Below are 24,015 nucleotides of genomic sequence, written 5' to 3'. Positions count from 1 at the left end.
GATAATACCACACAAAATACATATTTATTTGATTTACAATACAATAAATCAAATTTAATCATACTGTTTTTTATTTACCCCTTAAAAAAGAACAGTCTGTCTCTTTATAAGGGACAGACTGTTTAAATTGTTGATTACTGGCGAATGGTTGAGAAGGTTTTGTAAACCACCCCTTCAAAAATTCTTTGAATTTTCACCACCCCTCCGGAAGAGGGGAATATTTTGCCCTTCATTTGTACTATTTGTGAAGGATTTTCAATTACTATTTATTCTTTAACTGATCAGGAATATTGGTTGTTACAAACCCGATTCCTTGTTTTTTCAACTCATCGTATACAGCAACATCATTTACTGTCCATGAATTGGTAATTAATCCTAATGCCTTTGCTTCAACAATCCAGGTAGGGTTTTTCTGGAAAACACTATAGTGATAATCCATACCATCCAATCCTTCTTTTTTGATCTGTTCAGGAGACAGCTCACCGTTCAGGTATTGTACTTTAAAGGAAGGTGCCAGCTTTTTGATCTCTTTACAGATATTAAGGCTGAAAGAAATAAACTCACTCTGAGATTCCAGCTTCATATCCCTGATCATCTTGATTGTTTTCTGTGTGATCTCATTTTCAATTTCCGGAGTCTTGGCTGGTTTGATCTCAACGATCAGCTTCAGAGCTTTATCTTTTTTTCCCTGTTTCAAATAATCTTTTAACGTAGGAAACTTTTCTCCATTGGATAATTTCAATGCTTCCAATTCTTTGAACGTAGCTTCTGAAATTTCCATCTTACCATGATGTTCATCGTGATTGATCACCAATACACCATCTTTTGTCATTCTTACATCAAATTCAGACCCATAAATTTTTAATTTCTGAGCATTTTCCAATGATTGAAGCGAGTTCTCCGTTGTAGAAGGCTGTGTCTGGAAATATCCTCTATGGGCAATGATCTGGGTTTGTGCTTTCATCATAACTGTACTTAAAACTGCTAACCCTAAGATAAAATTTTTCATAATATAATTTAGATAATTTAAAAAAGTCCTGAAACTTTCTGATAAAGGTAGGTATTAAAATATGGAAACCACAAAGACATAAAAGATTTTAAACTAATAGTAAGAAGAGTCATTTATATTTCTTTTATGTCTTCAGTGGTTAAAAAAGATAATTGTTTAGAAGGAATACTTCGCACCAATCTGGATCTGATATGGATTTCCGGACATAGGAACCAAACCACCTCCACTTACGTTTTTGGCATACTCATACTGCATGGTATCCTTATTAAACCTGGTTACTTTATACAAAGATGTGTTTGTGTATGAATTGTTGACTCCCCATTCTTTGTTAAGTAGGTTCGCCACATTGAAGATATCTACAGAAAGTTCAAAAGCTCCTACTTTATCAAGTTTTATTTTCTTCGCTACACGAACATCCCAAACTCCATAGAAACCATTCTTACCTCCGTTACGTTCTGCAATTTTACCATTATACTCGTTGATATAATCTTTCAGAGCCTGTCCTACCTGCGGATCATCCAAAATAGATTTGGTAAGATTCGGGAAAATAAAAGCAAGGTCATTGGAATCTACGAAGTCACCATTGATATTTCCTCCTGTTGTAGCAGAAAAACGGGTACCTCCAATTCCTGAATATCTGATTCCTAATGTAAATCCGGCAATGGTAGGAGAGTTACCATAGATCACCACTTTATTACGAAACTGGTTGTCAGAATAAGTCATTCTTAAGTCTCTCGGATCACTCTGAATCATCGTAGATAATGTTGCAGAGTTCGCTACATTTCCGTTGTAAGAAGTATTGTCTTTGATATCAGACCATGTATAACTTGCCGTGATTTCTCCATCTTTCCAGTAACGGTAACTCGTATCTATTACGAAGGAGAACTGGTTTACTTTACCATCACTTGCCAATTCCAATACTCTTCCAAAGTTGTTATTGATTCTTCCTTGTTTCCAGTCGAAACTTACACTGTTATTGGCATTATTGGTAATAGCACCTGTAGGAATGAATACACCTCTTCCTCCCTCATTAGCTAATGTAAAGAACGGATTCGCCACCATGTTTCTGTCATAGTAATAGTAATTATTTCTACCTAATGCCATATATCCTGCAATTCCGGCTCTGAATCTTTCATTGAAGAAATGGGTATAAGAGATATTCGCTTTATAAACGATTGGAATTTTTGCATCTTTACCGGTATAGTTGATGGTTGGAATCTGCTTCTGAGAAAGTGAAGGCACCGAATTGTAATCGTTTCTATAACTGTTGAAATCCGGGAACGGAACATCTTTACCCGTTACATCCACTGTAGCCAAATGTTTCCCATCAAATACAAGATTGTTGATGATCATGTAATTGTTGATATCCGAAGAGAAAATTCCGGCACCGAATTTAAGGAAGTCTTTATTTCCTTCATTGATATTCCAGTCAAACTGAAACCTCGGCTGGATCACAAATGATTTGATCTGATTATCAGTTCTGATTCCCATTTCATCAAACAGTTTCTGATTGAATTCCGCTTTCGGGTAACCTCCGTAATCTAATCTTAAACCGGCCATTAAATCAAGACCTTTTGCCACTTTCGTCTGAAACTGCCCATAGACACCAAGATTCCAGATATTTGATCTTACAGACGGATCCTCCATCAAAGGAACTTCTCTGTAGAATCTGTAAGGAGTCATTGCATCAAAGTTACCCATTCCCTGGAAATGGAATCTTCCGTTCACTTCACTTCCGTACACAGATTTTGCGGTTGTATACATCAAATCGGCTCCGAAAGTATATTTTACTTTATCTGTATTGTAGTATAAGTTGTCAACAATCTGGAATACATTATTTCTAAAGCTTTCCTGTGCAAAACGGTGCCCTCCAATCTGAATATTGGTAGATCCGGCACTTGAAGCTACACCCTCAACAATCGCTCTAGGAACAGGTTTCCCTAGCTGATTGTTTTGATAACTGTCCTGAAAAGTATAAAGATACTGCGCCTTTAATTCATTGGTTAAATTAGGCCGCAGGTTTGATCTTAAGGTTAACAATAAACTGTTATCAAGGTTTTTGTCGTTTCCGTAAGATTCAAAGAAATTGATATTGGTATTATCACCCAAACCATTTTTATTAAGGTCGTAGGTGAAGTTATTTCTCAGGGTCAATAAGTGCTTCTCATTAATCTGCCAGTCTAAACGTACAAATCCTGCATCCGAGTTTCTTACTTTGTCAAAACTTCCAAACTGAGGACCGCTTCCCACTCCATATTTTGCTCTTGCAATATCTACAAACTGATTAAGAGTCTGCGTTGTTGTATTGAATCTCTTCTCATCATCCGGAGATTTGATATCGGCAATTATCAAAGGTCTTGAATCCAGCTGATGATCCCAGGCTACGAAGAAATGTAATTTATTTTTAATGATCGGTCCACCCAATGAAAAACCGAACTGAGAAGTAGAGAAATCGTTATCTCTTTTATTTCCCCTGATGTCATATGGGCTGGAAAGCCAGTTGGTTCTTAAATATTCCCAGGCACTTCCTGAAAATTTATTGGTTCCTGATTTTGTAACGGCACTTACCGTTCCTCCTCCACTTCTTCCCAATGTCACATCATATTGATTGGTTGTAATTTTGAATTCACGCACCGCTTCAATGGAGATGGAGAATGGCGCACCGCTTCGGCTGGTAGTAGCTCCTGCAGAAGTAGGGTTTTTCGCCGTCATCCCATCAATGGTAAAATTGGTGGAAGATCCTAGCTGTCCGGAAAGGTTTCCGCCTTTTCCGCTCAATGGTGACAGTTCAGCAAGGTTGGTAAAGTTTCTTCCGTTCACCGGAAGCATACTGATATTTTTAGCAGAAATTGCTGTAGCAGCTCCAAGATTTCCGATCTTGTTTTTAAGGTTTCCGGTAATTTTTACTTCTTCAATTTGTTTCTCGTTACCAAGATCCATATTTACGGTAACCTGATCTCCGAAGTTCACATTGTAACCTTCTTTTTTATCATCATTTACAATAACTGTATAAGGGCCCCCAAGAGGAATTTCCTTAAAAATATACTCCCCTTTTGAGTTTGTTTCCGTTTCCGTTTTGAATCCTGTAGACTCATTCACGATCGTTACTTTCACTTTTTCCTGAGCCGTACTTCCCGGTCCGGTAACTTTCCCTACAATAGAAGCCTGCGTGGTCTGTGCATACGCCATTGTCCCAAGCCCTAAAAACAATAATCCCAGTACAATCTTTACTTTTTTCATTTCTTCCGAAGATCTTTATGATTAATTTTTTGATGTTCGCCAGGAAACCTCTTTGATTTTCATGTTAATAGATCACGTTGAGGTTTCTTTCAATCAGATGTGCAAAGGTATTTTGACTTTAATGGCAGGGTGTTTAAGAAAGCTTTAACATTTTTTTAATTAAATCAGAACGTTATGTTAAATTACTTTAAACAAATGTTTTATTTCCTACAAAACCAATCTGTTAAGGCATATTACGTATTTTTAATTTTCCTGTACTATTTAATTCTGTTATTTTTTAAATGCAATTACTTTAGTTATTTTTGCTCAAAAGATAGAAACCAATGTCTGAAAACATTCAACAAAAGATAGAACAGCTCCGCAAAGAGCTTCACCAGCATAACGACAACTATTATCAACTGGATACTCCTACCATTACGGATTTTGAATTCGACATGCTTCTGCAGGAACTTCAGGATCTGGAGGCCAAGTACCCAGAATTTTATGATGAGAACTCGCCTACGGTACGTGTAGGGGGTGGTGTTACCAAAGTCTTCCCTACCATTCAGCATAAATTCAGAATGTATTCTCTGGACAATTCTTATGATTTTGACGACCTGGAAGACTGGGAAAAAAGAATCATCAAAACCATTGAAGATCCGGTAGAGTTTGTTGCTGAACTAAAGTATGACGGTGCATCTATTTCTATTCTTTATGAAAACGGAAAACTGTCACAGGCTGTTACCCGTGGAGATGGTTTCCAAGGGGATGAAATCACTCCGAATGTACGTACCATTTCAGACATTCCTCTGACTTTAAAAGGTGATTTTCCGGGTCAGTTTTTTATGCGCGGAGAAATTTATCTGACCAGAAAAAACTTTGATAAAATTAATAAGCTTCGTGAGGAAGAAGGTCTTGATCCTTTCATGAATCCCAGAAATACAGCCAGCGGAAGTTTGAAAATGCAGGATAGCGCTGAGGTAAGAAAGCGCGGACTTTCTTCTGTACTGTACCAGTTCATTTCTGATGAAGTTCCTGCAGAAACACATTGGGAACTCCTTCAGAAAGCACAGAGCTGGGGCTTCAAAACTTCTCAGCAGGCAAAATTATGTAAAACCATGGCTGAGGTACAGGAGTTTATCACATTCTGGGATACAGAGCGTCATAATCTGCCTTTTGAAATTGATGGTATTGTTTTAAAGGTTAATTCATTACAGCAGCAGAGACAGCTTGGTTATACTGCCAAATCTCCCCGCTGGGCAATGGCTTATAAATTTAAAGCTGAAAAGGTAGAAACAGAGCTTCAAAGTGTATCTTATCAGGTGGGAAGAACGGGTGCCATTACGCCTGTTGCTAATCTTAAACCTGTTTTACTGGCCGGAACTATCGTTAAGAGAGCTTCTCTGCATAATGAGGATATCATCAAGAAACTGGATCTTCATGAACATGATTTCGTCTATGTAGAAAAAGGAGGGGAAATTATTCCAAAGATTGTAGGGATAAACACTGATAAAAGAACTGAAGATAGCAAAGAAGTTGACTACATCAAACATTGCCCGGAATGTGGAACAGAATTAGTAAAAATTGAAGATCAGGCCATCCATTTCTGTCCGAACGAACTTCACTGCCCGCCACAGGTGGTTGGAAGAATGATTCACTATGTTTCCAGAAAAGCTTTGAATATTGACAACCTTGGAAGTGAAACCATAGAACAGCTATACAGAGAAAAACTGATTGAAAATCCTGCCGATTTCTATGTTTTAACGAAAGAGCAGCTTCTTCCATTGGAAAGAATGGCTGAGAAATCTGCCCAAAATATTATTTCAGGAATTGAGAAATCTAAAGAAATTCCTTTTGAGAAAGTATTATATGGAATTGGGATCAAGCATGTGGGAGAAACAGTTGCCAAGAAACTGGTCAAAAACTTCCCAACTATTGAGGAATTAAAGAATGCAACTGTTGAAGAGCTTTGCCAGGTAGAAGATATCGGGGGCAAGATTGCAGTAAGCATTGTTGAGTTCTTCCAGAATTCTGAAAATGTACTGATGATCGAGCGTTTAAAATCTTATGGTGTGCAGCTTGTAAAAGGAGAAAGCACGAATGAAGTACTATCCAATGTTCTGGAAGGAAAAACTTTCCTTTTCACCGGAAAATTATCATTATTCACCAGAGAATCTGCTGAGGAAATGGTAGAAAAGCACGGTGGAAAAAATATTTCTGCTGTATCCAAGAACCTCAACTATCTTGTAGTAGGTGAAAAAGCCGGAAGTAAGCTAAAAAAAGCGCAGGATATCGGAACAATTACTATTCTGGATGAGCAGCAATTTCTGGATCTGATTGAGAAATAACAATTATTTTTAATAATTATTTACTAAACCATTAAGATATTCCTCTTAATGGTTTATTTTTGTTTTCAAATCACAACAAATAACCATTAACTAATAATACATGAAAAAAATCTACCTCATCATTTCTATGATCATTTTTGCGATGTTTCAGGCACAAAATGTGAATATCCCTGATCCGGCTTTCAAAAACTTTTTATTAACGGCTGATTACAGCAATGGCTATGCAAAAGATCAGTATGGAAGCAGTATTCCCGTTGATACCAATAATGACGGTATTATACAGCAAAGTGAAGCTAATAATATTGTAAAGCTGTCTGATCTTTATTATGGAAACAGAGTATATATTCAGTCTATCGAAGGGATTAAAAGCTTTACTAATTTAACAGATCTGTATCTATTCGGGACTTCTGTATCTGCGGTTGACGTAAGTACGATGACTAAACTCATTGCTTTAGCAATTAACTATAATTCACAATTAACTTCTCTGAATATTGCAGGTTGTACATCTTTAGCAACGATGTCTTCCGAGCATAATAATATTACGAGTTACAACCTGCAAAGCAATTCATTGAAAAGTCTTCTTATTAACAATCTAAATTCTACTCAGCCTATCAATGCTATTAATCTTAGTCTTTGTCCTAATTTGAAATCTTTGGAGATCAATAAGACTAATATTCAATCTTTAGATTTTAGTAATATGAGTGCTTTGGAATGGCTTCAAATAAGAAACAGCTCTTCAACCAATAATATTAATCTGACAGGTTGTACAAATCTGAATAATCTGGGAATTTATAATTGTAATTCTTTAACATCACTTCAATTACATAATTTACAAAATTTAGACACTGTTTATTTTTCACAAAGTCCGATATCAACATTATCTTTCAATAATACAACAAATATAGAATCTCTTGGTTTACAATCTACAGGTTTAACAGCTATAGATCTTTCAATTTTTCCAGCTTTAAGACAGTTTAGTTCTCTAAACAATAATCTTACAACATTGGATTTAAGTATGAATCCTTTACTGGAAAATATCACGATCTACGACAATCCACTTCTAAAAAACATGAATCTGAAAAGCGGAGGAACTGTATTGAATGTTGCATCCTGGTTTCATATTAATAATAACAATCCTAATCTTAAATATATTTGCTGTGATGATGATGATTTCACAGCGATTAGTAATTATCTAACTTCTTATTCACTCAACAATATCAATTTGAATTCCTACTGTTCATTCACACCGGGCGGTACTTACTATAAAGTTATCGGTAATACAAAGTATGATATTAACAACAATGGCTGTGACTCCAATGATGTTAATAAACCGTTCCAAAAATTTTCAATTACAAGTGGCTCTGTTTCCGGAAATATGATCGCTGATTCGTCAGGGAATTATTCTATTCCTTTACAGGCGGGTACACATACGATTACCCCTATTTCAGAAAATCCGGCCTATTGGACATCGTCTCCGAGTACTTTGACAGTCAACTTTCCGGCACAAACAAGTCCACTAACTCAAAATTTCTGTTTAACGGCCAACGGAAATCACAATGATCTTGAAGTCCTGATTATTCCTGTTACGGCTGCTATTCCAGGATTTGACACCAAATATAAAATCGTTTATAAAAACAAAGGAACGGTTGCCCAATCAGGAAATATTGCTTTCAATTTCAATGATAACCTGATGAATTTCCTGAATGCAACAGTTTCTCCCGATATACAGTCTACAGGAATGTTAACCTGGAATTTCACCAATCTTCTTCCTCTGGAAACCAGAGAAATCACTGTAAAATTGAAATTAAATACACCAACACAGTCTCCATCATTAAACAGCGGGGACATTCTGCATTACATGGCACAAATCAACGGAGCTGCTGATGAAACACCTGCTGACAATAAGTTTATGTTGAACCAATCGGCTGTCAATTCTTTTGATCCGAATGATAAGACCTGTCTTGAAGGAACTACTATTACGCAAACCCAGGTGGGAGATTATGTACATTACCTGATCAGGTTTGAAAATACAGGAACTGCAAACGCTCAGAATATTGTTGTAAAAGATGCTATTGATACTTCCAAATTTGATATATCAAGTTTAATTGCATTAAACGGAAGCCACAATTTTGTTGCAAGAATTACCAATCCGAATACGGTGGAATTTATCTTTGAAAATATCCAGCTTCCTTTTGATGACGCGAATAATGACGGATACATTTCGTTCAAAATCAAAACAAAATCTACCTTAAATCTTGGAGACAGCTTCAGCAATACAGCGAGAATCTATTTTGATTATAACCACCCTATTGTAACCAATACGTACACAACAAGCGTTCAAAATGTGTTGGCTACAGCAGAAACCAATAAGGAAAACACTATTATTTCTATTTATCCGAATCCGGTAAAAGATGTCTTAAACATTAGATTTAAGCAGGAGATCATCAAAGCTGAAATCTATGATACAGCCGGAAGAATTATCAGTTCATTAAGCGTAACAGGAAACTCAATCCCTGTTTCTGAACTTACTAAAGGAAACTATATTCTAAAAGCTTTCACAAAAGATAAAGCAATTATTCAGAAGTTTATTAAAGATTAAACTTACACAATCTTATAAAAAAGGCTGCGAAAATTATTCGCAGCCTTTTTATGTTTTTCGAATCTGTCTCAAAATTCATATTTCACTTAAAAACAATAATAGTATATGGAGAACTTTCTCCTGTCTTTGGAAGAATCAGCCCTATATGTTCTTTATTCTTGTAGTAATCTATATAAGGCTCTTTTGTAATGATTTTACCTTTCTCTGTTTCCTAAGAACATCTGTTTATGCTTCTCTCAGCAAAGCTTTCCGGAACAGTAAAATTTCCTTCTGATTCAGTCCATTCAAGGAAATTGTGCGTTTTGTATTCAACATATTGTCAGGATAAAGAATCAGTTCAACATAGTTTTCATAGATATGAAACTCCCTTAAAACTTCTGACTTTCTGGTATTTCTGCGATCTGATCCAAATCTGAGATTAACACAGTTTCTTGGAACGATATAAAAATCTTTTGGAAACAAAAACATAGAATTCTGATTCATGAAAATTTCAAAACTACACCATTGAAACCTTTTATTATAACTAAGTCCTCCTTTACTCACCGTAACAATAGTACCACGGATATTTTTAAACTCCACCGCATCCGGCTGTTTATACTTTTCGATAATTTTTTTGTTCCGTATAAAAAAGAAAACGCCTGAAATAGTAAAAAATGCCAGAATGCCTAAAGGCCAATAGAAAAAAGGATCCATTAATTTAAAAGTAGAACTACAAGTTTTTAATTAAGAAAATCAGATATTTTCTTATTCAAATATATAACAATAACTCTTATGAAACCGGCAGTCTGAAATAAAACGTGCTTCCATTATTCAGAGAACTCTTCACTCCTATTTCTCCGTGTTGCTTTTCAATAAAATTCTTCGAGATTGCTAATCCCAGTCCTGTTCCATTCTGATGTTCTCCGGGAACCTGAAAATAACGGTCAAAGATCTGACGGTGATATTTTTCATCAATTCCGCTTCCGGTATCAACAATACTGAACTGAATGAACGAGTTCTGTTTTTCTACTACAATCTGAATATTTTCATCCTGAAAAGAGTGTTTCACAGCATTGGTAAGAAAGTTATTCATCACCCAGACTGTTTTATCAAAATCGGCAGTTACCGCATCACTTTCTTCTAAAAGATATTCTGTACTAATGGTGATATTTTTCTGTTCGGCAAGCTTTTCAACATTCTTTACAGCAGTCTGTACAATTTCTTTAGGAGAACATTTTTCCACGGTCAGTCTGATATTTCCCGATTCTACCTGAGAAAGATTAAGCAATTCTCCTGTGATATCCAGTAAACGCTGCCCATCTTCATTGATGCTTTTCAATAATTCCTGCTGCTGCTCATTCAGTTCCCCAAACTTTTGATTTCCAAGGAGCTGAACGCCCATTTTAATAGCAGAAATCGGAGTTTTCAATTCATGGGAAATCGTTGCAATGAAATTGGTTTTAGCAAAATCCAGTTCTTTAAAAGGGGTAATATTTCTCAGCAAAATTACCTTTCCGATATATTTTTTCTCCTTTTCACCTGTTTTTACAATATTGATGGGAACAATATCCTGTTCAAAATAGTTTTCTTTATTATCACGGACAATCTTAATCGGGTCTTTTACCGGATGGTCAATATTTTTCAGCAGTTCGCGCATCAGATCGTTGTTGATGGCTACTTCATGAGCCGTTTTACCAATGATTTCTTCTTTATGGAGATTGGTGATCTTCAATGCTTCATCATTGATCATGTAGATAAAATGATTCTCATCCAGGCCAATCACCGCATCATGCATATTGTTCACCAATGTTTCGATCCGTTTTTTATCCATCAATTGCTTGGAAAGTGTACTGCTTTCGTACTCCTGAAGTTTCTCCGCCATCGTATTGAATGAATCTGCCAGACTGCTGAACTCTTCACTTCCTTTGAAATGCACCCTCTCATTATAGTTTTTATCAGCAATCTGTTTGATACTGAAGGTTAACTGATTGATTGGCTCTGCAATAGTTTGTGGTAAATTGAAAAGCAGAATAAAAGCAATCAGGAAGCACACTGTTCCTAAACTTACGATCCAGAACGTGGCATTTTCTGCTGTAATGATGGCGATATCACTCTTCCGTTCTATGCCTTTCATATTTAAAGACATGATCTTCGCCAGATCCTCGCGGATTAGTTTTTCTTTATGGATGTCCGGTGCTTTCAGATAGCTGCTGAAATGCATATTGAGGTTCTGGGTAGCTTCTTTTTCTCCAAATTCTGTAAGATTTTTTTCCTGTAATTTATTATTTTTCCTAAAATCTGCTATTGCAACGGTACTGTCTGTACTGATATTATCCAGTGCCAGAAGCATATTCTTGGAAAATTCCAGACTGTTGTAATTGGCGGTAAGAATCTTTTCAGTATCAGATTTTAATTTATTGATGTATACAGAACCTATCACTGAAAGCAGAACGATCAGCAGAAATAAAAGGCCAACGCCTAAGGTAAGTTTCGTTTTAAGTTTCATTATTTTTATGATAAAATAATAATATCTATCTGTCTTTCATTCAGCCTGTTCATAAGGGTATAGATCCAGCTGTAGCCCAGCATTCGCTGCCAGAAACTGGCATGAGGTTTCCCAATGCAGACCGTTGTGATATTATGGGCAATCACATATTCCAGGATTCCGTTATGAACACTGCTTTCTTTGATCCGGACTACTTTGGCGCCTAATTCCTGTGCTAAATTAAAATTATTAATTAAATACCGCTGCTTATCCAGGGCAATTTTTTCCGGATTTTCAGAAGGTTTCTGAACGTACAAAACAGTCCATGGACTGTTATAGTAACTGGCTAATCTCGCTGTTTTCCGGATAATTGTTTTGGCAATTTTCTCATTACTGCTGATGCAGGCTAGAAATTTTATAGGTTTAAAATTTTCAGTTTTGATTTCTGTTTCTACCTTCCTTTCCACGTGGGTAGCCACTTCTTTTAAAGCCAGCTCACGAAGCTGGAGAATATGCCCACTTTGGAAGAAATTGCTGAGTGCGGTCTGAATTTTTTCTTTTTTATAGATTTTTCCCTCTTTTAAACGCGTCAGCAGCTCATCAGCCGTAAGGTCTATATTCACCACTTCATCCGCAAGTGCCAGTATCTTATCCGGAACCCGCTCTGCCACTTCTACTCCTGTGATTTTCTTTACTTCTTCATTCAGGCTTTCGATATGCTGGATATTCATGGCACTAATGACATTGATCCCATTATCAAGGATTTCCAGGACATCCTGCCATCTTTTTTTATTTTTAGATCCTTCTACATTGGTATGGGCCAGCTCGTCTACCAAAACGACTTCAGGATGTTCATTAATGATAGCTTGAAGATCCATTTCTTCAAGGTTTTTTCCTTTATAAAAAACCGATTTTCTTTCAATTTCAGGAAGTCCTTCTACCAGTGCCACGGTTTCTTCCCGACCATGGGTTTCTATATAACCAACCTTTACATCAATGCCATTTCGCAAAAGAGAATGCGCTTCCTGAAGCATACGGAAAGTCTTTCCTACACCTGCACTCATCCCGATATAAATTTTGAATTTTCCTTTACGGGATTTCTGGATAAGTTCTAAAAAATCTTTTGCTGATGACATTGATTTTATTCTTTTTAATTTTATTTTAAACACGTTCAACTGTGGTTAAACTGATCACTAAAACCAGGCTGCAAGACTTGTTGTGATGAAGAAATTTCCTTTTCTAAATTCATCATTTTTTGCAAAAATGGCATCTTTAGCAGTAAAACCTCTTGCCTCTGTACGGAAAACCACATTTTTAAAGATTGCATAATCTACATTGAGAGAATATCCGAAAGTCTGAAATCCATTGGGAGTTTCTGTACTGATAATCACACCGTTTTTATCATTGTAATATTCTAATCTTCCTGCCAGTGCCCATTTGTTGTCTAATTGATATTTCATTAATACATTGGGGCTGTACCAGATATTATACTGCTCGCTTCCTTTTGACTTCTGCTCTGCTCCGATATCAAATCCTAATACCGCTGAAAACTGATCTGTCAGCTGAAAACTTCCATACAAATCATGGAAATAGCGCATTCTTTTATCATCCTTTGCTTTATCATTCCCGATGAACGAGCTGCTGTTCAGGGTAATTTTATCATTGGGTTTATAGGTCACCTGATGTCCGAAAGAAATACTCTGATTTCCTTCATGCTTGGCAATTCTCTGCCAGCCATTCAAGACCAATCCGCTTAAAAACCATTTCCCATTATCTGAGATATAAGAAATTTTGGCACCCGTTTCAAAATAAGGAGAATTTTCTGCTGCAAAACTTCTGGTCAGATTAATATTATCCTTTCCTATGGCACTTTCCCAGCCGATATGAGACGGCATGATCCCTGCATCAATCCACAGGTTTTTATTTTTAGAAATTTTGATTCCGATATTCGCTTCATTTACATAGCGCAGAGCATCTTGTTCAGCTGCCATATTATCCTGGGCATAAGTTCCGGCCATTAAAGCTACATTGGCACGGAGATTTTCACTCTGATAGTTGGCTTTAACCAATCCCAGATTAAGATTTACTTCATTATGTCTGTTATATGAGTATAAAAAGTTTTGACGCATATGATTGCCCGGCTCATTAAAATCATAGGTATAAAAGAGTTCTGCATAAGCGGAAAATGTCACTTTATTCCCTGTTTTCAATGAATCTGATGATTGGGCTTTTGAGAAAAACATTCCCAATATGGCACCTATAGCTAAATATTTTTTCACTTTTATTAAGGTATGTTAATTATGTCAGGGTTTAAAACCTTGACATGATTATCGGTTATTAAATTTATTATTTTAATTGATCCAAAGCGATATTAAGCTTCAGAACATTTACTTTGGATGGTCCGAAAAGCCCTAAAAACGGCTTTTCAGTTTGATTATTGATTAAATTTTTGATCTGTTCTTCAGAAAGGCTTCTCACTTTTGCGATTCTCTTTGCCTGGTACAAAGCTCCTTCTTCAGAAATATCAGGATCCAGACCGCTACCACTTGCCGTAACAAGTTCTACAGGAACTTTAGTATTTCCCATTTCAGGGTTCTTCATTTTTAAAGTATCTATTCTTTTTTGTACAGTTTCCAGATATTCTTCATTGCTTGGCCCTTTGTTGCTGCCACCACTTCCTGCTGCATTATAATTGACAGAAGAAGGACGCCCATGAAAGTATTTTTCAGATTTAAATTCCTGTCCGATATTGGCATAAAATTTCTGCCCTTTATTATAAACAATTTCTCCGTTTCCTTTGTTGGGAAGTATTTTAGAACCTCCGTATACAATTGCCAGATAAATACCTGTAACCACCAGCATTACAAGAGTTAATCTGAATGCTGAAACAATATGATTTTTCATTTTTTAAATTTTAATAAAATAAACTGATTACCAGATCAATGATTTTGATTCCAATGAACGGAACGATTACTCCGCCCAGGCCGTAGATCAAAAGATTTCTTCTCAATAAGGCACTTGCACCAATTGGCTTATAAGCCACCCCTTTCAACGCCAGCGGAATCAGAAACGGAATGATTACCGCATTGAAAATAACCGCTGATAATATGGCTGTTTCAGGGCTGTGAAGATTCATAATATTCAGCTTCTGAAGCGAAGGAATAAAAGTGATGAAGAGCGCCGGAATAATGGCAAAATACTTTGCTACGTCGTTGGCAATACTGAAAGTTGTCAATGTTCCTCTTGTCATCAGCAGCTGCTTCCCGATTTCCACAATTTCGATCAGCTTTGTTGGGTCATTATCGAGATCTACCATGTTTCCGGCTTCTTTCGCTGCTTGTGTTCCGCTGTTCATTGCTACTCCTACATCTGCCTGAGCCAGCGCCGGAGCATCGTTTGTACCGTCACCCATCATGGCTACCAGCTTCCCTTCCTGCTGTTCCTTTTTGATGTAATTCATCTTATCTTCAGGCTTGGCTTCAGCAATAAAGTCGTCTACTCCAGCTTTTTCTGCGATAAATTTTGCTGTTAAAGGATTATCTCCGGTTACCATTACCGTTTTTACTCCCATTTTTCTCAGTCTCTGGAAACGCTCCTGAATTCCTGTTTTGATGATATCCTGAAGTTCAATTACACCCCATACTTTTTCATTAACGGCTACCACCAGAGGAGTTCCTCCATTTTCAGAAATTTTGGTCACCGCATCCTGGGTTTCTTTTGGGAAGATATTCCCGGCTTTTTCAGTCAGTTTTTTTATGGTATCATAAGCTCCTTTACGGATTCTTGTTTCGTCAAAATCAATCCCTGAAGTTCTGGTTTCTGCTGTAAAATCAATATAAGTAGGATTAGGAACCAATAAATCTTCAGATTTTAAAGCACTTAATTCAATGATTGATTTTCCTTCCGGTGTTTCATCAGCTACAGAACTTAGTGCAGAAGCTTTAATAAATTCTTCAAGCTGAATTCCATTAGCTGGATGGAATTGTGTTGCCTTACGGTTTCCAATAGTGATTGTTCCAGTTTTATCCAGCAACAGAACGTCAATATCTCCTGCTGTTTCTACAGCTTTACCACTTTTGGTAATCACATTCGCTCTCAATGCTCTGTCCATCCCTGCAATCCCGATTGCAGAAAGCAGGCCTCCGATTGTTGTCGGAATAAGACAAACGAAAAGAGATATAAATGCCGCAATAGTAATCGGAGTCTGCGCGTAATCTGCAAAAGGCTTTAAAGTGAGGGTAACAATAATAAATGTAAGGGTAAATCCTGCCAAAAGTATAGTTAATGCGATTTCGTTAGGTGTTTTCTGTCTTGATGCTCCTTCTACAAGAGCAATCATTTTATCAAGGAAAGATTCTCCCGGTTTTGTTGTTACTTTTACTTTAATTCTGTCTGAAAGAACTTTTGTACCTCCTGTTACAGAGCTTTTATCTCCTCCTGATTCACGGATTACAGGGGCACTTTCCCCGGTAATGGCAGACTCATCAATGGTTGCAAGACCTTCAATAATCTCACCATCCATCGGAATCTGATCTCCGGCTTCGCAAAGGAAAATATCACCTAAAGTCATTTCAGCAGACATTTTCAACACTGTTTCTACCTGAAACCCGGGTTTATTATCAACCACTAATTTGGCTGGAGTTTCTTCTCTTGTTTTTCGGAGGGTATCAGCCTGCGCTTTTCCTCTTGCTTCTGCTATAGCTTCTGCAAAATTCGCAAACAGAACGGTGAAAAATAAAATAATAAATACTAAAAAATTGTAGGAAAAACTTCCCTGGCTTTTATCACCAGTAAGACTGAACATGCTCACAATGAACATGACAACTGTTCCGACTTCCACCAGGAACATTACTGGATTTTTAAACATAATTTTCGGATTTAGCTTTACGAAGGACTGCTTGATCGCTTCATTTACCAAATCTCTCTGAAACAATGTTTGTGACTGATTTTTCATTTTTTGAAAGAGTTTATATCATTGTAAATCAATAATCACCATTAAGGTCTGCCAAATAATAAGGATAGATATGGATAATATTAAGTGAACGTTTCAGTAAGTGTCAGACTAGCTTCCTCAAACTTCTCAGCATCCTTAATGGTTAATATTGATTGTAATTTTTAATGTTCACATTTATTTTGAGAAATACTGAATCTGCTCTGCAATAGGACCCAAGGTCAATGCAGGGAAGAAAGACAGTGCTGCAATCAGTAGAATCACTGCCAGTGTCATAAATCCGAAAGTAGCCGTATCTGTTTTCAGCGTTCCTGAGCTTTCAGGGATATATTTCTTCTGTGCCAATAGTCCTGCAATCGCTACCGGTCCTATAATCGGGATGAATCTTGATAGTAACAGCACAATTCCTGTTGAGATATTCCACCAAGGGGTATTATCTCCAAGTCCTTCGAATCCGGATCCGTTATTTGCTGCAGAAGAGGTAAATTCATAAAGCATTTCACTGAAACCATGGAAACCGGGATTATTCAATGTTTTTGTTCCAAATTCCGGTAAATAAGCCGTTAAAGCTGTTCCTGCAAGAATTAAGAAAGGATGGAATAAAGCTACAATCATCGCGATCTTCATTTCTTTGGCTTCAATCTTTTTGCCCATAAATTCCGGGGTTCGCCCTACCATCAAACCGCTTATGAATACCGCCAGAATGATAAAGATGAAATAGTTCAGAATTCCGACTCCACAGCCTCCGTAGAAACAGTTGATCATCATCGCAAGCAGCTCATTCATCCCTGAAAGCGGCATTGTACTGTCATGCATAGAATTCACAGACCCTGTGGAAATAACTGTAGTTGCGATACTCCAATAACCAGATGAAGCACTTCCGAAGCGTATTTCTTTGCCTTCCATTGCTCCCAGACTGTTGTCTGTTCCCATTTGTGTAATCAGAGGATTTCCTCCTGTTTCATTCACAACATTCGGAATGGTAAGAGCAAGAAAACCGACTGTCATTACGGTAAAGATCACCCATGAAAGCTTTCTTTTCTTCAGATAAAAACCCAGTGCAAATACCAATGCAAAAGGAATGATCATTTGAGTGACCATCTCTGTCATATTGGTTATATAATTAGGATTTTCAAGCGGATGTGCTGAGTTGGCTCCAAAAAACCCACCTCCATTAGTGCCTAAATGTTTAATGGCAACAAATGCAGATACAGGACCTCTGGAAACATCAGCCTTCTGACCTTCCAAAGTAATCATATGATCCTTTCCTTCAAAAGTCATCGGACTTCCATTGATAGAAAGAATGAAAGCTACAATTATACTTATTGGAACCAGAATTCTGATCATTGATTTTGTGAAAAAATCGTAGAAATTCCCTAATTCTGTGCTTGTTTTTTCTTTAAAAGCTTTGAAAAGAACCGCCATTGCCGCCATCCCTGTTGCTGCTGTTACAAACTGTAAAAACATCAGATAAAGCTGGCTCAGATAGCTTACTCCCGTTTCTCCCGAATAATGCTGTAAATTACAATTGACTAAAAACGAAATAGTTGTATTAAAAGCCAGATCGGGTGACATATTCGGATTTCCATCAGGATTTAAAGGAAGCCAGGCCTGGTTCATTAAAAGAAGAAAACCAATGATAAACCAGATCAGATTGATCGCCAGCATGGCATACATATTCTGTTTCCAATTCATCTGACGGGAAGGATTGATTCCCGATATTTTATAAATTAACTTTTCAATGGGTTCAAAAACCGGATCAAGGAAAGTTTTTTTGTATCCATAAACATTAGCTATGTATTTACCTAAAAATATTCCGATAACTAACGTGACAGCAAACATTGCTATAATGCCTAAAATTTCTGTATTCATGACCAATTAAAATTTTTCAGGTTTAATTAAAACATAACAGATATACACAAAGGCAAGTATTGAGAGGAAAAATAAACTCCACATAATTTATATTCTATCAAAAAATTCAACTGATTTATATAAAAGCCAAAACAACACTGCAAAAAGCAGAATTAAACTTATAAGCATCATATCTTAATCATTATGGTTAAAAGAGTCAGTAATACATACGATACAATCAGCAGACTAAAAGTTGAATGCTCCCGTTTTTTAAACGTTTTTCTTGAAATTGTCATTTTAAAATATTTTATTCAGAGACTATATGCCAAAAGAAAGTCCATTCTGAAAAACAATCGAGTAAAAATCTATATATCAATACATTAACCTAAATAACCAAACTATATAAAAACAGAAAAGCCTATCAAAATGATAGGCTCTTTATTAAAATGATAAAAGATTTATTTCAATCCATATTCTTCAAGCTTTCTGTACAGCGTAGCAATACCGATCTCTAGTAAACGGGCAGCTTCTGCTTTATTTCCTTTTGTGTACTGTAATACTTTTTGGATATGTATTTTTTCCAGTGAACGAATGCTTAGTGAATCACTTTCCGGAACTGCTTTCTCGGAATAATGAGGAAGGCTTTCAGCATCAAGAATATTGTTATCCATTAAAATCAAACTCCGCTCTACAGCGTTTCTCAACTCACGAATATTTCCTTTCCATTCATTTACTTCTAGCGCTTTATAATAGTCCGGACTCACCTGAACAGAGGACAAGTGAAGTTTATGAGAAAAAAGATCAATAAAGTTCTTCGCAAGTACTTTCAGATCTTCTTTTCTATTGCGCAGAGACGGAAGACTGATTTCAAATACATTCAATCTGAAATAGAGATCTTCTCTGAAGTTTCCCTGCTTTATTTCAACCTCCAGATCTCTGTTGGTAGCCGCAATCAATCTAAAATCAGACTTTGAAACTTTCGTCTCACCCATTTTGATAAATTCCCTGGTTTCCAGAACTCTGAGCAGCTTAGCCTGAAGTTCTATCGGCATCTCACCAATTTCGTCCAGAAATAATGTCCCTCCATTTGCTTCTTCAATCAACCCTTTTTTATCCTTTATCGCCCCTGTAAAAGCCCCCTGTTTATGGCCAAAAAGCTCACTTTCCAAAATCTCTTTACTAAATGCTGAACAGTTGATTGCCACAAAGCTGTTTTTATTTCTGTCACTTCCTTCATGAATAGCACTGGCAAAGACTTCCTTACCCGTTCCTGTTTCTCCTGTAAGAAGCACAGCAGCATTCGTTAAAGCCACTTTTTCTGCTAATTTCTTAGCCTGCAGAATTAAAGGTGATTTACCCAGGATCTGATCAAAACCTTTCGTAACAACCTGCTGGACCATTCTAGATTTATTATCCTTTACCTTTTCAAGGGCTTTATACACCAATGGTATAATTTTCTCATTATCATCTCCTTTCACCAGATAATCGTAAGCGCCATTCTTCATGGCTTGTACTGCATCCGTGATATTTCCAAATGCAGTCATTAGAATAATTTCCAGCTGAGGATATTTGCTTTTAATAGACTTTATCAGTTCTACTCCAAAAGCATCAGGCAGACGGACATCGCTTAAAACAACATCAAAATCATATTGCTCCAGCATTGTCATCGCTGAACGTGCTGTAGAAGCTTCTTTTACATTAAAATTTTCTTGGGAGAGGATCATTCCCAGTAACTTAAGGAGTTTGATCTCATCATCGATGATCAGAATGTTTCCTGACATTATAATTATTTTTGGAAAACTAATACAAACTTATTGAATTTATTCGAGTAAAACTGGTTTCTACAAGGAAATAGTTTAGTGAACAACTGGTGATATTTTTGGAGCCTTCTCCCGCTATCCATTCATACTCCTCACGCCAGGCTGCCCTACGCTGCATCCCACTGGCTCTCCCAGGCATGCTGCGGGGTAACCATTACTATCGGGGCTAGGAAGAAGTCTAATTATGAATTATAAGTTATGAATGATGAGTTGTGTAGCTCTGGGTTCTGGTATGAACTGTGGATGAGAAATGATAAGTTCTAAATCGAACTAATATCTCTTTTTCCGATTATGTCATTCCGTAGGAATCAAGGCTTATTTATTAGAATCTTAAGAGTTCAAAGGAATACTATAGATGTTTTAATATTTAAGTGATTGATAAATTGATAATCTTAGATCTACTTAATTATAAAATTTAAAAGGTATTGTATAGACTCCTACGGAGTGGAATATGTATCAATGATGTATATCTATTGCTCATTACTTATCTTTTAGGGTTGTGCTTGTTTGGGTGTTTGGGTATAACGCAAAAAAAATCCTTTATCATAAGATAAAGGATTTTTTAAAAATAAAATAAAAACTGGCGGCGGCCTACTCTCCCGCTTTCGCAGTACCATCGGCGCTGGTGGGCTTAACTTCTGTGTTCGGAATGGGAACAGGTGAGCCCCACCGCTAAAACCACCCTAAAGAAGGTATATAAGGCTGCACGGTATAGATAAAAGGATACAGGTTTTACCTGCTTCCCAATAGCTACCATCTGCTACCTGGTTATTTTCGATAAAAACTTTCACAAAGAGGTAACCTTGCTGCACTTTCGTGCGCCATATTAGGCTATAAATCTACGGGTAATTAGTACTACTCGGCTATGACATTACTGTCTTTACACCTGTAGCCTATCAACGTCGTCATCTCCAACGACCCTTAAAAGATGTCTCATCTTGAGGCGAGTTTCGCACTTATATGCTTTCAGTGCTTATCTCTTCCAAACGTAGCTACTCAGCAGTGCACCTGGCGGTACAACTGATACACCAGAGGTTTGTTCAATTCGGTCCTCTCGTACTAGAATCAAGCCCTCTCAAACATCTAACGCCCGCAATAGATAGAGACCGAACTGTCTCACGACGTTCTGAACCCAGCTCGCGTGCCACTTTAATGGGCGAACAGCCCAACCCTTGGGACCTTCTCCAGCCCCAGGATGTGACGAGCCGACATCGAGGTGCCGAACCTCCCCGTCGATGTGAGCTCTTGGGGGAGACTAGCCTGTTATCCCCGGAGTACCTTTTATCCTATGAGCGATGGCCCTTCCATACGGAACCACCGGATCACTATGTCCTGCTTTCGCACCTGATCGACTTGTAGGTCTCACAGTCAAGCACCCTTATGCCATTACACTCTACGCACGGTTACCAAGCGTGCTGAGGGTACCTTTGAAAGCCTCCGTTACTCTTTTGGAGGCGACCACCCCAGTCAAACTACCCACCACGCAATGTCCTTCCCTTAAGAAGTTAGGCTCCAAGTAAGTAAAGGGTGGTATTTCAACGTTGGCTCCACCTACACTAGCGTGCAAGCTTCAAAGCCTCCCACCTATCCTACACATTACTTACTCAAAGTCAATACGAAGTTATAGTAAAGGTTCACAGGGTCTTTTCGTCCCATTGCGGGTAATCGGCATCTTCACCGATACTACAATTTCACAGAGCTCATGGTTGAGACAGTGCCCAGATCGTTACACCATTCGTGCAGGTCGGAACTTACCCGACAAGGAATTTCGCTACCTTAGGACCGTTATAGTTACGGCCGCCGTTTACTGGGGCTTCAGTCAATGCCTTCGGTTTAACCCTAAGCACCTTCCTTAACCTTCCAGCACCGGGCAGGTGTCAGACCCTATACTGCATCTTTCGATTTTGCAGAGTCCTGTGTTTTTGATAAACAGTCGCCTGGGCCTCTTTACTGCGGCCACCATTGCTGATGGCGTCTCTTCTCCCGAAGTTACGAGACTATTTTGCCTAGTTCCTTAACCATGATTCACTCTAGCACCTTAGGATTCTCTCCTCGACTACCTGTGTCGGTTTTGGTACGGGTTGCTTCACTTCGGCTTTTCTTGGAAGCACTTTCCCTACAGCAGCTTCGCCCGAAGGCTAGGCCTTGACTATTCCGTCAGTCTCCAGTAAGTACGGCACTCCGTCCCCTTTTTAGTGTGAGCAAGTATGGGAATATTAACCCATTGTCCATCCACTACCCCTTTCGGGTTCGCGTTAGGTCCCGACTAACCCTCAGCTGATTAGCATGGCTGAGGAAACCTTAGTCTTTCGGTGAGCGGGTTTCTCGCCCGCTTTATCGTTACTTATGCCTACATTTTCTTTTCTATCCGCTCCACAATACCTCACAGTACTGCTTCAGCGCAAATAGAATGCTCTCCTACCAGATGTACATAAAGTACAAATCCATAGCTTCGGTAATATGTTTATGCCCGATTATTATCCATGCCGGACCGCTCGACTAGTGAGCTGTTACGCACTCTTTAAATGAATGGCTGCTTCCAAGCCAACATCCTAGCTGTCAATGCAGTCCAACCGCGTTGTTTCAACTTAACATATATTTTGGGACCTTAGCTGTTGGTCTGGGTTCTTTCCCTCTCGGACATGGACCTTAGCACCCATGCCCTCACTGCCGTAGAACATTTATTAGCATTCGGAGTTTGTCAGGAATTGGTAGGCGATGAAACCCCCGCATCCAATCAGTAGCTCTACCTCTAATAAACTTATATACGACGCTGCACCTAAATGCATTTCGGAGAGTACGAGCTATCTCCCAGTTTGATTGGCCTTTCACCCCTACCCACAGGTCATCCGAAGACTTTTCAACGTCAACCGGTTCGGTCCTCCACTCTGTGTTACCAGAGCTTCAACCTGCCCATGGGTAGATCACAAGGTTTCGCGTCTAATCCTACTAACTATACGCCCTATTCAGACTCGCTTTCGCTCCGGCTCCGGTACTTAATACCTTAACCTCGCTAGTAAAATTAACTCGTAGGCTCATTATGCAAAAGGCACGCCGTCACAGCTTAATGCTGCTCCGACCGCTTGTAGGCGTACGGTTTCAGGTTCTATTTCACCCTTCTATTCGAAGTGCTTTTCACCTTTCCTTCACAGTACTTGTTCACTATCGGTCTTTCAGGAGTATTTAGCCTTGGAGGATGGTCCCCCCATATTCAGACAGGATTTCACGTGTCCCGCCCTACTCATTTATCACTCAAATATGCCTTTCATATACGGGGCTATCACCCTCTACGGCTGTTCTTTCCAGAACATTCTATTAAACATATATCAGCTTTTGGGCTAATCCGCTTTCGCTCGCCACTACTTACGGAATCTCTTCGATTTCTTTTCCTCCGGGTACTTAGATGTTTCAGTTCTCCGGGTTTGCTCCTCTTACGAGGTGACTGGTCTTCAACCAGCCGGGTTGCCCCATTCGGACATCTGCGGATCAATTCGTGTGTGCCAATCCCCGCAGCTTTTCGCAGCTTACCACGTCCTTCGTCGCCTCTGAAAGCCTAGGCATCCGCCATACGCCCTTAACGATTTCTTTCCTAATAATTATATTAGTTCAGTATTTTTTGATAAATTTAATTTATCGATATTTTTATAAACTCGGCACTCGAAAGTGCTCGGTTATCTCTTTGTGATGTCTTTACCGTTAATGTCAATGATCTTAAATTCTTTTTGTACAACTGATGAACAGATATTGTTTTTGG

Annotated in this window: 13 protein-coding genes and 2 rRNA genes; 2 read left to right on the top strand and 13 right to left on the bottom strand. The window is 38.1% G+C overall.

From position 1 onward, the window contains the following. Positions 1-262 precede the first annotated feature (262 nt). Positions 263-1,009: a glycerophosphodiester phosphodiesterase family protein gene (locus CHRYMOREF3P_RS19305; protein WP_077415810.1), complete on the bottom strand. Its 747-nt coding sequence runs from the start codon at positions 1,007-1,009 to the stop codon at positions 263-265. A 156-nt stretch (positions 1,010-1,165) separates the two neighbouring features. After that, a complete protein-coding gene (locus CHRYMOREF3P_RS19300) occupies positions 1,166-4,249 on the bottom strand; it encodes a TonB-dependent receptor (RefSeq protein ID WP_180565280.1) in 3,084 nt (1,027 codons plus the stop codon). Positions 4,250-4,572: 323 nt separating this feature from the next. On the opposite strand from CHRYMOREF3P_RS19300, the gene ligA reads away from it, so the two are divergent. Both ligA and CHRYMOREF3P_RS19290 read left to right on the top strand, forming a co-directional pair. Beyond that, on the top strand, positions 4,573-6,576 hold the full coding sequence (ligA, locus tag CHRYMOREF3P_RS19295; RefSeq protein ID WP_077415814.1) for an NAD-dependent DNA ligase LigA: 2,004 nt from the start codon (positions 4,573-4,575) through the stop codon (positions 6,574-6,576). A gap of 100 nt (positions 6,577-6,676) precedes the next feature. Continuing rightward, the gene (locus CHRYMOREF3P_RS19290) at positions 6,677-9,175 is read left to right on the top strand and encodes a T9SS type A sorting domain-containing protein (RefSeq protein ID WP_180565279.1); all 2,499 of its coding nucleotides are present in this window, start codon (positions 6,677-6,679) and stop codon (positions 9,173-9,175) included. 225 nt (positions 9,176-9,400) lie between these two features. On the opposite strand, the gene CHRYMOREF3P_RS19285 is transcribed toward CHRYMOREF3P_RS19290, so the two are convergent. The 11 genes from CHRYMOREF3P_RS19285 to CHRYMOREF3P_RS19235 form a co-directional block, all read right to left on the bottom strand. Then, complete coding sequence (locus tag CHRYMOREF3P_RS19285) at positions 9,401-9,868, bottom strand: hypothetical protein (protein WP_180565278.1); 468 nt, start codon at positions 9,866-9,868, stop codon at positions 9,401-9,403. 76 nt (positions 9,869-9,944) lie between these two features. Continuing rightward, entirely contained in the window at positions 9,945-11,660 is a 1,716-nt protein-coding gene (locus tag CHRYMOREF3P_RS19280; RefSeq protein ID WP_077415824.1) for an ATP-binding protein, read from the bottom strand. 5 nt (positions 11,661-11,665) lie between these two features. Then, positions 11,666-12,775 carry a histidine kinase gene (locus CHRYMOREF3P_RS19275; RefSeq protein ID WP_047383121.1) on the bottom strand — a complete coding sequence of 370 codons (1,110 nt, stop codon included), beginning with the start codon at positions 12,773-12,775 and terminating at the stop codon, positions 11,666-11,668. Between the two features lie 57 nt (positions 12,776-12,832). Further along, positions 12,833-13,918, bottom strand: a complete 1,086-nt coding sequence (locus CHRYMOREF3P_RS19270; RefSeq protein WP_232539067.1) for a porin — start codon at positions 13,916-13,918, stop codon at positions 12,833-12,835. 67 nt (positions 13,919-13,985) lie between these two features. After that, on the bottom strand, positions 13,986-14,543 hold the full coding sequence (kdpC, locus tag CHRYMOREF3P_RS19265) for a potassium-transporting ATPase subunit KdpC (protein ID WP_077415826.1): 558 nt from the start codon (positions 14,541-14,543) through the stop codon (positions 13,986-13,988). A 10-nt stretch (positions 14,544-14,553) separates the two neighbouring features. Next, complete coding sequence (gene kdpB, locus CHRYMOREF3P_RS19260; RefSeq protein WP_180565277.1) at positions 14,554-16,593, bottom strand: potassium-transporting ATPase subunit KdpB; 2,040 nt, start codon at positions 16,591-16,593, stop codon at positions 14,554-14,556. A gap of 174 nt (positions 16,594-16,767) precedes the next feature. Then, on the bottom strand, positions 16,768-18,462 hold the full coding sequence (kdpA, locus tag CHRYMOREF3P_RS19255) for a potassium-transporting ATPase subunit KdpA (protein WP_180565276.1): 1,695 nt from the start codon (positions 18,460-18,462) through the stop codon (positions 16,768-16,770). Positions 18,463-18,468: 6 nt separating this feature from the next. Continuing rightward, positions 18,469-18,546 (bottom strand): potassium-transporting ATPase subunit F, encoded by a 78-nt coding sequence (locus tag CHRYMOREF3P_RS24420; protein WP_077415921.1) that lies wholly within the window; start codon positions 18,544-18,546, stop codon positions 18,469-18,471. A 353-nt stretch (positions 18,547-18,899) separates the two neighbouring features. Then, the gene (locus CHRYMOREF3P_RS19245) at positions 18,900-20,222 is read right to left on the bottom strand and encodes a sigma-54-dependent transcriptional regulator (protein ID WP_180565275.1); all 1,323 of its coding nucleotides are present in this window, start codon (positions 20,220-20,222) and stop codon (positions 18,900-18,902) included. 617 nt (positions 20,223-20,839) lie between these two features. Then, positions 20,840-20,947: ribosomal RNA gene (rrf, locus tag CHRYMOREF3P_RS19240) — 5S ribosomal RNA — on the bottom strand. A 143-nt stretch (positions 20,948-21,090) separates the two neighbouring features. Then, positions 21,091-23,849 (bottom strand): 23S ribosomal RNA (locus tag CHRYMOREF3P_RS19235). Between the last annotated feature and the right edge of the window lie 166 nt (positions 23,850-24,015).

The organism is Chryseobacterium sp. JV274 (assembly GCF_903969135.1).
In the GTDB taxonomy this organism is placed as follows: Bacteria; Bacteroidota; Bacteroidia; order Flavobacteriales; family Weeksellaceae; genus Chryseobacterium.
This window is presented reverse-complemented; position numbering and strand designations above follow the sequence as displayed.